The 12,199-nt window shown below is 48.5% G+C and carries 9 protein-coding genes; 8 read left to right on the top strand and 1 reads right to left on the bottom strand.

Features of this window, described 5'->3' with window-relative positions; all coding sequences use genetic code 11:
- Positions 1–110: 110 nt before the first annotated feature.
- Positions 111–1,640, bottom strand: a complete 1,530-nt coding sequence (locus ACE3MQ_RS21735) for an extracellular solute-binding protein (protein WP_379396640.1) — start codon at positions 1,638–1,640, stop codon at positions 111–113.
- A gap of 204 nt (positions 1,641–1,844) precedes the next feature.
- On the opposite strand from ACE3MQ_RS21735, the gene ACE3MQ_RS21730 reads away from it, so the two are divergent.
- From ACE3MQ_RS21730 to ACE3MQ_RS21695, 8 genes are all read left to right on the top strand, one after another.
- Positions 1,845–4,193, top strand: a complete 2,349-nt coding sequence (locus ACE3MQ_RS21730) for a helix-turn-helix domain-containing protein (protein ID WP_379396638.1) — start codon at positions 1,845–1,847, stop codon at positions 4,191–4,193.
- A gap of 109 nt (positions 4,194–4,302) precedes the next feature.
- On the top strand, positions 4,303–5,298 hold the full coding sequence (locus ACE3MQ_RS21725; protein WP_379396636.1) for a LacI family DNA-binding transcriptional regulator: 996 nt from the start codon (positions 4,303–4,305) through the stop codon (positions 5,296–5,298).
- Positions 5,299–5,408: 110 nt separating this feature from the next.
- The gene (locus ACE3MQ_RS21720; protein WP_379396634.1) at positions 5,409–6,821 is read left to right on the top strand and encodes a tagaturonate reductase; all 1,413 of its coding nucleotides are present in this window, start codon (positions 5,409–5,411) and stop codon (positions 6,819–6,821) included.
- A gap of 14 nt (positions 6,822–6,835) precedes the next feature.
- The gene (locus tag ACE3MQ_RS21715) at positions 6,836–8,323 is read left to right on the top strand and encodes a UxaA family hydrolase (RefSeq protein WP_379396632.1); all 1,488 of its coding nucleotides are present in this window, start codon (positions 6,836–6,838) and stop codon (positions 8,321–8,323) included.
- A gap of 32 nt (positions 8,324–8,355) precedes the next feature.
- Complete coding sequence (uxaC, locus tag ACE3MQ_RS21710; protein WP_379396630.1) at positions 8,356–9,756, top strand: glucuronate isomerase; 1,401 nt, start codon at positions 8,356–8,358, stop codon at positions 9,754–9,756.
- A 14-nt stretch (positions 9,757–9,770) separates the two neighbouring features.
- Positions 9,771–10,553: an alpha/beta hydrolase gene (locus ACE3MQ_RS21705; protein ID WP_379396628.1), complete on the top strand. Its 783-nt coding sequence runs from the start codon at positions 9,771–9,773 to the stop codon at positions 10,551–10,553.
- 2 nt (positions 10,554–10,555) lie between these two features.
- Entirely contained in the window at positions 10,556–11,254 is a 699-nt protein-coding gene (locus ACE3MQ_RS21700) for a rhamnogalacturonan acetylesterase (protein ID WP_379396626.1), read from the top strand.
- Positions 11,251–12,093: a sugar phosphate isomerase/epimerase family protein gene (locus tag ACE3MQ_RS21695; RefSeq protein WP_379396624.1), complete on the top strand. Its 843-nt coding sequence runs from the start codon at positions 11,251–11,253 to the stop codon at positions 12,091–12,093. The genes ACE3MQ_RS21700 and ACE3MQ_RS21695 overlap by 4 nt, the downstream gene beginning before the upstream one ends.
- Positions 12,094–12,199 lie beyond the last annotated feature (106 nt).

The following is a 12,199-nucleotide window of genomic DNA, read 5'->3' as shown; positions in this document are numbered from 1 at the left end:
CATAAACGCTGATATACCAAGGAATCTGAATAAATGATTATCACCGTCACAATGACGAAATGACGAAAAAAACCACTGCGCCTTTAGCGCAGTGGTTCCCTATGATCATTTTAATGATTATTGCGTAAACGTTCTCTTTCTAATGCTTCACCGTACTCCTGAATAATCAGGTTGCCGCCATTTTGCCGCCATTTCAGCGTCTCTTGCTTGAAGTCCTCAGCCGTTATTTTGCCCAAAATATAGTTATACGTCGCATCTGCGATAATCTGTGACAGCTCCACATTCTTCTCATCATACGTTTCGGAGCTTAAATGAACGGTCGGATCAGTCACCAGAAAGGATTCGTTATCTTCGCTTAAGCGTTCCGCGATCGCAGTCAGCTCTTCCTTCTGAACGACCTCCATAATGTTCCGGTTACTCATGTCTGCGATCATAAGGGAATACAGAGGGTTTACTTCATCGACTCGCAGCCTTGAGGTTTCTTCGGGTAAAATAACTTTCCCGTCCGCAACTTCATAATGCCGCCCCTCGGTTCCATACATCATTAAGTTGGCCACGTCTTTATCCATCGTTCGATCAAAAAAAGCAAGCACCTGCTTTAGCTCCTCTTCCGTTGCAATGGCTTTCTTCGAGAAGAGATACAGTCCATTATAGTTAGGTATCGACCAGACCCTATAGCCTTTGGGGCCTTTAATCCGATTGATTAGCGTCAGCTTGGCCTGGGGATTCAATGCCTGCGCTTCAATGGATAGCCGCTGGACATCCGTCATGCTTCCGATGTATACGCCAGCTAGACCGCGAATAAAGCTGTCGCGCTGCAGTTCTTTGCTGGTGAGAGCAAAGTCCTGATTAATTAATTTCTCGTCATACAACTGCTTCATGAAATTCATCGTGTTCATATATTCTTCCGTCTCAAACTCGGGAATAAATTGGTTGTCCACCAGCTCCCAGTTGTTCGGTGTTCCGAAATAAGAGCTCAACGTCTTGAACACGCCGTAAACCAGATCATTGCGGTCTACAAGGCCAATCGTGTCGTGCTTGTCGTTCTGATCAGGGTCATTATGCGTAAATTGTTGCAATACTTCATACAGTTCTTCTAAGGAATGGGGCTCCTCTAAATGAAGATTCTCCAGCCAATCCTTGCGGATAATAACCCCTTGCCTAGAGGAAGGGCGCTCCGTGTATAATCCGTATATTTTTCCCTCTACGGCCGTTTGGCGGAGAATGGACGGACTCAGTTGACTTAAGTTGGGAAATTCCTTGAGATAAGGCTCTATCTCCCAAAATTCTCCCGATTTAATGGCATTCTTAATCAGGCTGTAGTCCGTAAACTTCACGAAGGTAACCTTCGCCAAAGAGTTGGTTGTAAGCGCCGTATTCATTTTATCCGTGTAAACGCCTTCAGGAACCCAACGTATATCAAGCTCTACCCCTGTCAATTTCTCGAGCTCGGCGATCACCTCTTTCGAGGGCTGTTGAGGAAAATGCAAAGGCGCCAATATGGACACATAAGGACGAATATCGCGGGAATCACTTTGAACAGACTGAACGTTGCTGCACCCGATTAGTATCGCAAATAAAAGCGGTACTAGCATATACGTATAATGTAACCTTGTTCTTCTCGTAGCCACTCTAGGCATTTCGGTTCCCCCTAATAGTTATGTGAAATTTATCTCTTACTTTCAACATACACAGATATACAATACAACCTATTACTTGATCATTTTATACTTCGTAGCCATAATTAGAGGAAATGATTATTGCGTTATGAGATGATTATTGTTATTATTCATCAAAATACAGGTTAACTGACTACTTATACACAAGCAGAGGTGCTGATTTCTGTGAGACCATTAAGTTTTTTGAGTAAGCTGACTATTTTCGCCTTTGTGATCAGTACGCTTCCGGTCTTGTTCATCGGTTCATTCTCATATTTAACGTCCTCAAACGAGATCCAAAAAAATGTGAACAAAAGTAAAATGGAACTTATTCTGCAAATCAACTCCAATGTAGAGCATAAATTAACAACAGTCAATCAAACTTTAAACCAAGTTGTCAACTCCAGTGTATTAAAAAAAGCACTCGATAACCCGTTAAATGAGAGCGATTTCATGTTGTACAATGACTTAAGGAATGAAATACGCAACATGCAGTCCTTTGATACGAAGCTGGAAGACGTCGTTCTCATCAATCAGCGAAAGAACTGGATGATCAAAAATTCCGGATTGTATCGCCTGGATCAATATAAAAATTACCAGCAGCTTACAAACCTGATCAATACACCGGATAATACGTCGTGGATTCTGACTCCCTCTTCCTGGTTCTACAGCGAAGAGAGCTTGAACGTGACGAATTGCGATTACAGCATCAGTCTGATCAAAAGACTTCCGGTTTCCAAGCTGCATAAGTATGGACTTGCGCTAGCCAATATACCTGCCTGCAGCCTGAAAGATTTTATCAACTCGGAAATAGAGCCTTTTGACAGTATTATGATCCTGGATGAGAACAACCGTATCCTTCTTCATCCGGATAATTCAATGATTGGCAAACCTGTAAGTGAAAGCGGATTCAACGAAATCTCCGCGATTGCTGATTCTCCAAAGCTTTCTGGGCAATTCGTAACGCTGATCGATAAAAAAGATTATTCGGTAACGTATTTAAAGTCCCAATTCAATGGTTGGGTCTATCTGTCGGTAACCTCCATAGAAGGCATGACGAAAGAGTCGGATAAAATAGGCACATACACGATTTATGTCTGTTTATTTATGCTGCTTCTGTCCATTTTAATCGCCTGGATCGGTTCACGCCGCATGTATACCCCTATCGAAAGACTGCTTAATCAAATGGGACAACGGAAAGCGGACATCAAAACGAAGCATGCCAATGAATTTCAGATGATTGGGGAGCATGTCCACCATCTCTTCCAATCCAAATCCCAGCTTGAAAAAGAAGTCCGCCAGCATATTCAGCAGGTTCGCACCTTCTTCCTGACCAAAGCCTTCAACGGGCAGCTCAAAAAAAGAGAATTGATCGAAGAGCTGGAGCAGTTCGGTTACCTTGCCCAGGTTGAAGCGTGGAAAACGATGGCTGTATTTACCTTATCTATCGATTTTTGCGACGATTCGGATTACGAGAAAAAGGATCTGAACCTGTTATTATTTGCTGCGCATAATATGATTGAAGAGCTGGTCTCTCCTGATCAGCGGCTTGCCCCGGTCATGATCGACCAGTCGGTGGTGACTCTAATTGGAAGCATTGATGCGGATGACGTGTCTTTTCACAAAACGCTGTATTCGCTAACGGAAAGGCTTCAGCAGGAGATCAACAGCTACTTGAAGCTGCAGGTCAGCATCGGCCTAAGTCTGCCCTTCCACTCCGTGCACAAAATATCGACAGCCTACCGGGAGAGCCTGGAAGCATTAAAACATCGGATCAAGCTGGGAAAAGGCGTAATTATTCAGTACGAAAATATTAACTCCGGCAAGCATTATTTGAATTTAAACTACCCGACGCATAAGGAAAACGACTTAATGGACGCCATTAAATTGGCGGAAACCGATAAAGCAAAGGAGCTCGTTCGCCAACTGTTCAAGTCGATTTTTTCGCTGGAGCTTACGCCGCAGGAATATCAAATACCGCTGACCCGTTTGCTGAATAATTTACTGATTATGATGCAGGAGTCGGGAATAAGCCTGAACCAGATTTACCATGCGAACGGTTCCTTGTTCGAAGAGATGCTTGACTTGCATACGGTTGCGGAAATCGAGGACTGGTTCTGGAGCGTTGTCATTCATCCGATGATCAAAGTATTCAACAGCAGGCAAAATGCGCAATACCATAACATTTCGGAGAAGATCATCGATTTGGTGCAGCATCATTATGATACGGATCTTACGCTGGAGGAATGCGCTTCAAGGCTTCATTACAATGCGAACTACATCAGCAGCATCTTCCGCAAGGAAACCCAATATAATTTCAGCGAATACTTGACGATGTATCGTTTCAAAATGGCTAAGAAATGGCTGGAAGAGACGGATATGCCGATTAAGGATATCGCCGCGAAGCTAAGATATAACAATTCCCAAAACTTTATCAGGTCGTTTCGCAAGCAGGAAGGCATGACGCCGGGACAATATCGCGAGTGCCACGCTGCATCTAAGACAACAAGCTCTGGAATCGACGAAACGATGTAATATTCAATAAATTTTTCACGTGTGCATGACATAAATCACTTGAATTATCAGGCTCAAGAATATAAAATGAAATCGTTAACAATTATTCGATTCAAAATAGTGAGGTTCTATGATAACGATAAAAGATATTGCACGAGTCGCTGGCGTATCCCATACCACCGTCTCTCGCGCGCTTAACGGTAATCCGCTGATTAAGAAGGAGACTCGGGATCGCATCGAGAAAATCGCTGCGGAACTAAATTATGTACCCAATTACAATGCCAAGAGCCTGGTGATGAAGAAGTCCTATACGATCGGCTTGTTCTTCTCCAGCATTGACCAAGGAACCTCAGCCAGTTTTCTTGTGGAGGTCATCAAGGGAATCAATCATGTGCTGGATGAGAACTACAACCTGTCTGTGAACGGAATCGATAGCATCCACAATTTGGACAATATCATTCCCCAGCGCTTTGACGGCATTCTGGTGATGAGCCAAAGCGACGCCGACAATGCTTTTATCTACCACGTGAAGAAGATGGGTATTCCCTTGATCGTTCTGAATCGACAGCTTGAGGATCCAGGAATTATGAATGTCATCGCGAATGACCGCGAAGGGGTAAAGGAAGCTATCGATCATGCGATTTCCCAAGGTCACCGTAAGCTTGCCATGATTGAAGGCAAGACGGGCTTCAAGTCCTCCACCGAACGTAAACAGGGATTTCTGGACAGCATGCTTGAGCATGGCCTGCCTCTGACATCAGATTATTTCGTTACCGGGGACTACAGCATCGAGAGCGGTTATAAGGCGATGTCCCAATTGCTGGCTTTGCCTGATCCGCCCACCCTTGTATTTTGCGGCAATGACGATATGGCGATCGGAGCGATGAATGCTTGCTTTGCCGAAGGGATAACCATCCCGACCCAGCTGTCCCTGATTGGATTCGATGATATTGTTTTTGCCCGCTACACTAACCCTGCTCTGACGACGGTTCGCAGGCCTATTGCGGATATAAGCAAGCTGGGCACTCAGAAGCTGATTGAGCTGATGCAGCAGCCGGATAGCAAGCCGGAGCAATTATTCGTCAAGACGGCTTTAATGGTTCGCCAAACGGTGGCTAAAATTTAAGCAGCCCATATTTTTCAATATCTTAAAAAAAAGAGAATTCTCTTTTTTTTAAATAAAAATGTTAACGTGTGCATTATACGTTAGCAACAAAAAGGAGATAGCGATCACTTATGACACAAGCACAACTTTCCAGAACAACCTATCCAAAGCTACCCGTTTACCCTGAAAAAATGATTCAATTCGGCGAAGGCAACTTCATGCGTGCCTTCGTGGATTGGCAGCTCCAGCAAATGAATAAAAAAGGACTGTTTCAGGGGAGCGCTGTTCTCGTACAGCCGATCGAGCAAGGCTTGGGCGACATGCTGGCCAAGCAGGATTACCTGTATACCGTGCTGTTAAACGGCATTATGCAGCAGCAAACGGTCAATGATCATGAGATTATTACCAGCGTCAGCCGCGTCATCAATCCTTACTCCGATTATGAAGGCTATTTGGCATTAGCGGAAAACGATGAGCTTGAATTTATCACATCCAACACCACGGAGGCAGGAATCGCCTACCGTCCCGAAGACCGTCTCGCCGATGCTCCGCCGAAGAGCTTCCCCGGGAAATTAACGGCGCTGCTTCATAAACGTTTTCAATTAGGCAAAAAAGGCTTCACGATCATTCCGTGCGAATTGATCGACCGAAACGGCGAGAAGCTCAAGGAAATCGTCCTGCAATACGCTAGCGATTGGCAGCTAGGAGAAGAATTCCTGCAATGGCTCGAGCAAGAGAACACTTTCTGCTGCAGCTTGGTTGACCGGATCGTTCCCGGCTATCCTCGCGACAAGGCTCAGGCGCTGGCGGAAGAACTCGGCTACCAGGATAATTTGATGGTGACGGCGGAGCCTTTCCTGTTCTGGGTCATTGAAGGGCCGGCCTCCTTGTCCGAGCGTCTGCCGCTCGCCAAAGCCGGATTAAACGTCGTTGTAACGGAAGATATGACTCCTTATCGGGAGCGCAAGGTTCACCTCTTGAATGGCCCGCATACCGCGATGGTGCCTCTAGCCCTGTTAGCCGGCCTGGAAACGGTAGAAGACGTCATGAACGATGCTGCTTATTCCGTATTCGTAAAGAAATTGATCGAGGATGAGTTAATCCCCATGCTTGATCTGCCAAAGGAAGAACTGCAATCCTATGCGGAAGCTGTTCAGGAGCGTTTTAAAAATCCATTCATTCGTCATGAGCTGACTTCGATTTCTTTGAACAGCATTTCTAAATTCAAAACCAGATTATTGCCTGTTTTGCTTCGTTACCAGCAGGAAAAAGGAGAGCTTCCTAAGCTTGCAACACTTGCCTTTGCCGCTCTGCTGCTCAGCTACCGCGGGGACAAAATCGAGCGCCAGGATGGCGCTGAAGTGATTGCCGTCTTTGATGAGGCCTGGAGCCAGCCTAACTCCTTTATTGCTACAATCCTGAAGGATGAGAGCTTATGGGGCCAAGATTTGACCCAGGTGCCGAATCTGGTTCAAGCCCTTGAAGGATATTTGCAGCAACTGGAAGCATCGGGCAGCCGCGCTGCTCTACAACAATTGATTTAGGAGAGATGATCCCTATGCAAAGACTAATGAAAATGAATCCCCGCGATACTGTAGCTGTGGCCTTAAGGCCCGTTAGCGCAGGGGAAGAGCTTAATTTCGATAATCAGATCCTGAAGGCGCTTGAGGATATTCCGCAAGGCCACAAAATTGCTTTAACGAACTTCGAGCCTAACGATGTAGTTACCAAATACGGCTATCCGATCGGACACGCCATTTCCGCCATTCAAAGAGGCGGATGGGTGCATACGCATAATTTGGCGACGAATCTGGAGGGCGAAGAGCAATACGAATACACGCCGGATCTGCATCCAGTCACGTATCCTAAACGCGATTTGACCTTTCAGGGCTACCGTCGCAAAAATGGCAAAGTCGGCATCCGCAACGATCTGTTCATCGTTCCAACTGTAGGATGCGTCAATGGGGTTGCTGAGCTGATGATTAAGGAATTCAAGGCGATCCACCCTGATCTCGGTACCTTTGACAATATTACCGTGCTGAAGCATCCCTACGGCTGTTCACAGCTCGGGGACGATCACCGCATGACGCGCAGTATTCTGATGGACGCCGTCAATCATCCAAACGCAGGTGGCGTGCTTGTCTTCGGTTTGGGCTGCGAGAACAATATCGTCGCTGAATTCCGCAGCATGCTGGGGGACTACGACGAAGATCGCGTGAAATTTCTCGTAGCACAGGAAGTTGGAAACGAAGTCGAAGCAGGATTGGCCTTGCTGGAAGAACTCTACATTGCAGCGGAAAATGACCGTCGTGAACCTATTCCGATTGCTGAGCTTAATGTTGGCCTGAAATGCGGCGGCTCTGACGGCTTCTCGGGTATTACAGCGAACCCGCTTCTTGGAGCCTTCTCCGACTTCTTGATCTCTCAAGGCGGAACCTCCGTGCTAACGGAAGTTCCTGAAATGTTTGGCGCAGAGAAAATGCTTATGGCTCGTGCGGAAAGCCGAGAAGTATTCGAGGACATCGTACACTTGATCAACGATTTCAAACAGTACTTCCTGTCCCACGGGGAATCCGTCTATGAGAATCCTTCTCCGGGCAACAAAGCCGGCGGCATCAGCACCTTGGAGGACAAATCGCTAGGCTGTACCCAAAAAGCCGGGACCTCACCCGTCGTCGATGTATTGCAATACGGCGAGAAGCTTCGCAAGAAGGGGCTTAGCCTTCTGCAGGCACCTGGGAACGATCTTGTAGCTTCCTCTGCGTTAGCTGCATCCGATTGCCAGCTTGTACTGTTTACGACAGGACGGGGAACGCCATTCGGCAGCTTCGTACCGACAGTAAAAATAGCTACAAACAATGATATTTATAACAATAAAAAGCATTGGATGGATTTCAACGCCGGCCCTCTACTCGATACGCCGATGGAGCAGGTTCTTGAAGAATTTATTGATTACATTATTTCCGTAGCCAGTGGCCAGCAAACCCGCAATGAGCAGAACGAAGTACGCGAGCTGGCGATCTTTAAGACCGGGGTTACTCTGTAGGATATCGAATAATTATAAAGGAGCTGAGCAGCATGTTTCTAAACGACAACTTCCTGTTAACGACAGATATGGCCGAGTCCTTGTTCCATGACTACGCCGACAATATGCCTATTATCGACTATCATTGCCATCTTGACCCGAAAGAAATTTACGAGAATAAGAATTTTAAGAATATTACCGAAGCCTGGCTCTACGGGGATCACTACAAATGGCGCTTGATGCGTGCTAACGGCGTGCCCGAATCCCACATTACCGGAGATGCGTCCGATTACGATAAATTTCTGGCCTGGGCAAGAACAGTGCCTAAAACGATCGGCAACCCGCTGTTCAGCTGGACTCATTTGGAGCTCCGCCGTTTCTTCGGCATTGATGAGCTGTTGAATGAAGAGTCCGCACCGCGTATTTGGGAGAAAGCGAACGAGAAGCTCGCTTCCCCGGATTTCCGGCGGCGCAGCCTCATCAAGAAGTCCAAGGTTAAAATCATTTGCACGACCGATGATCCTGTAGACTCCCTGGAGTATCATCAGGCTCTGCGTAAAGAAGAGCAAGACTTCCACGTATTCCCGACCTTCCGGCCCGATAAGGCGCTTAACATTGACGCTCCGGGCTTCAAAGACTGGATTGGACGTTTGGAGCAGGTCGTTGGCAGCTCCGTGACCTCCTATGCCGAGCTGGTAGCTGCGCTTAAGAATCGCGTGCAGTTCTTCCATGAGCAGGGCTGCCGCCTGTCGGATCATGCTCTTGATGTGCTTCGTTACCAAGCGGGAGATGAGACTGAGGTAGAGCGGATTTTTGCCAAAAAAATGGCCGGGGACGATCTTTCCCAGGAAGAGATTACGATGTACCGCACAGAGCTTCTGTCCGCGTTGATCGGCATGTACCATGAGATGAACTGGACCATGCAGCTCCACATTCACGCTTATAGAAACAACAACACGCCAATGTTCAACAAGCTGGGGCCTGATACCGGCTATGACGGAATCAATGACCTGTCGCTGACCGTATCGCTCTCGCAATTGCTGGATCGTGCGGAAAGCACTCAGGGTTTGCCGAAGACGATTCTGTATTCCTTGAATCCGAACGACTACCCGGCCATCCTGGCCTTAATGGGCTGCTATCAAAAGGATACCCCAGGCAAGCTGCAGCTTGGATCGGGCTGGTGGTATAACGATACCCGCAGCGGTATGCGCCATCAGCTCACCATGTTTGCCGACAACAGCGTGCTGGCCAATTTCGTCGGGATGCTGACGGATTCGCGGAGCTTCCTCTCCTACACGCGCCACGAATATTTCCGCCGCGTCTTATGCGAGCTGATCGGCGAATGGGTGGAGCGCGGAGAAGCGCCGAATGATGCTGTGCTGCTCGGGAAACTGGTCGAGGACATTTCCTATAACAACGCGGCGAATTATTTCGGCTTCGGCTCTGCCGAGTAAAGGAGACGGCACTCATGCTATTAGTTAATACGAACAATGAGCAGCCGACGAAAGAGGAAGGGAAGTTTCCAGCGGAAACCTCCCTCCTCTTTCTCTATCCTGTTCAGGCGGATGAAATGAGCCACAACGGCGAGGCTCGTCCCTTCGTCCTCGTGCTGCCCGGCGGCGGTTACACCCATCTCGCTCAACATGAAGGCGAGCCGATCGCCCGCTGGCTGAACAGCCTGGGCATTCACGCGGGCGTGCTGCATTATCAGATTGGCGATTTCGAGTTCGCTGACCTGATCAAGGACGTAGAGGACGCCCTTCGCTGGATCCGGGAGGCACCCAAGGATTGGATGGTCATCCCCGAGCAGGTCGGGATGATCGGCTTCTCAGCGGGAGGTCATCTCGCTTCTATCGCCGCAACTACGGGAGCGGAGAAGCCGAATCTTCTGCTGCTCAGCTACCCTGTTGTCTCACTGCATGAACCACACACCCATGAAGGCAGCCGTCGACAATTTCTGGGGGCAAACCCTGCGCGGGAAACGTTAGATTCCTGGTCATCCGATCAGCGCGTTACCGCCGAGACGCCTCCCACTTTCATCTGGACGACAGCTGATGATACCGTTGTGCCCGTAGAGAATAGCCTGCTATTTGCAGCCGCGCTCTCCCGAAACAAAATCCCTTTTGAGCTGCATGTGTTCGAGGAGGGACGCCACGGGCTCGGGCTCGCGAATGACCATGCTCATGCCCGGCAATGGCTCACCCTCGCCGAGAAATGGCTAGGCCAACATCACTATATAAAGAAGGGATAATTATGAGCTATACCTTGTTTATCGCCGGCGACTCCACTGCGGCTCTAAAAGGAGCTGCCGAGAAGCCGATGACAGGCTGGGGCGAATATTTGCAGGACTATTTCCAGCCATCCATGCGTGTGGACAACCGTGCGATGAATGGCCGCAGCACGAAGTCGTTCCTCGCGGAAGGACGGCTTGCTGCGATTGAACAGGATTTTGGAGCGGGCGATTACCTGTTCATCCAGTTTGGGCACAATGACGGAAAAGTGGAAGACCCGAACCGCTATGCCGATCCCAAGCTAGAATACCACCAGAATTTATTGCGATTCATAGAATCTGCTCGCGAGCGCGGCGGGTTTCCTGTACTGCTGACCTCGGTAAGCCGCCGCCGTTTTTTTGAAGACGGCTCGCTAGATCCTCTTGCATTAGGGCAGTATCCTGCTGCAATGAGGGAGGTTGCGGATGAAACAGAGACGCCGCTGCTAGATATTTATGCGGCTTCGCAGCAGCTTTACGAAGCACTTGGGTCTGACCGATCGAAACGGCTATTTATGCACTTGCCGGAGCATGCACATCCGAATTATCCGGCAGGCATCGTCGACGACACGCATTTCTCGGACGAAGGAGCAAGGCAAATTGCCAGACTCGTGGCGGAAGCCATCCAGCAATCCGCTGAACTATCTGCTTTGAAGCAGCATTTAAAAGGAGAGATCACATGACTGTTCCACTTCATCTCGGGGTTCGCGCCCATGATTTCGGACAAATTCCATTGGCGGATCTTACCCGGAAGCTGCAGCAATACGAGTTTTCCCATATTCAATTTGCAATTAAAAAGTCTTTCCCGCAAAGCGCTTCGAGCCTGTCCGCATTGAGTCCGGGCACGGCGACATACTACGGCAACGCCTTCCGGCGCGCAGGCATTCAAATTGCTGTGCTTGGCTGCTACGTCAACATCGTAGCGCCCGACCCGCAGACGGAGGCCCAAGCGCTGGCTGACTTCAAGACCCATCTCCGCTTGGCCAGAGATTTCGGCGCCAGCCTCGTAGGCACGGAGACGGGCAGCGTTGGCCAAGGGTACACGACCGATAACTTTACAGAAGAAGCTTTCCAAAGAGTTATTGCTGCTGTAAGCAAGATGGTCGCCGAAGCTGAGCGCTTTGGCGTTACGGTGGGGATTGAGGCGGGTTTGAATCATCCCCTCCATACAGCGCCTTTAGCTCGGCGCCTGCTCGACGCGATTCCTTCGAATAACCTGCAAATCATTCTCGACTGCGCGAATTTAATGTCGCCGGACAATTATTTGCGGCAGGATGAAGTCGTCGATGAAGCGTTTGAGCTATTGGGGAATCGAATAGCTGTCATTCATTTGAAGGATTTCATTGTGCAGGACGGAAAAATCCAGATGGTGCCCGTTGGCCAGGGCTGGCTCAAATTCGAACCCATTTTACGCTACATGAAATATGAGCGCCCTCATATTCAAGGCATCATGGAGAGTACAACCGAGCCGCATTTGGCGGAGAGCGTTGCATTTTTGAAACAGGTTTATGAGAACGTGTGAAAATATCGCCTGAGACACGTGAAGACCCGGTGTAAGTCAAAATGACGTGACCTGCACCGGGTCTTTTTTGTGCCTGAAGGAAATGCCTGGCTTGCTGGGGAGTTCA

The sequence above is a fragment of the Paenibacillus lentus genome, from assembly GCF_042714055.1.
Lineage (GTDB): Bacteria > Bacillota > Bacilli > Paenibacillales > Paenibacillaceae > Fontibacillus > Fontibacillus lentus_A.
Note: the sequence above shows the minus strand (reverse complement) of the source record. Positions and strands in the feature narration are given on the sequence as shown.

Coding starts and splice junctions, on each gene's coding strand:
- ACE3MQ_RS21735 (WP_379396640.1), bottom strand. CDS start 1,640: ATGCCTAGAGTGGCTACGAGAAGAACAAGGTTACATTATACGTATATG.
- ACE3MQ_RS21725 (WP_379396636.1), top strand. CDS start 4,303: ATGATAACGATAAAAGATATTGCACGAGTCGCTGGCGTATCCCATACC.
- ACE3MQ_RS21720 (WP_379396634.1), top strand. CDS start 5,409: ATGACACAAGCACAACTTTCCAGAACAACCTATCCAAAGCTACCCGTT.
- ACE3MQ_RS21715 (WP_379396632.1), top strand. CDS start 6,836: ATGCAAAGACTAATGAAAATGAATCCCCGCGATACTGTAGCTGTGGCC.
- uxaC (WP_379396630.1), top strand. CDS start 8,356: ATGTTTCTAAACGACAACTTCCTGTTAACGACAGATATGGCCGAGTCC.
- ACE3MQ_RS21705 (WP_379396628.1), top strand. CDS start 9,771: ATGCTATTAGTTAATACGAACAATGAGCAGCCGACGAAAGAGGAAGGG.
- ACE3MQ_RS21700 (WP_379396626.1), top strand. CDS start 10,556: ATGAGCTATACCTTGTTTATCGCCGGCGACTCCACTGCGGCTCTAAAA.
- ACE3MQ_RS21695 (WP_379396624.1), top strand. CDS start 11,251: ATGACTGTTCCACTTCATCTCGGGGTTCGCGCCCATGATTTCGGACAA.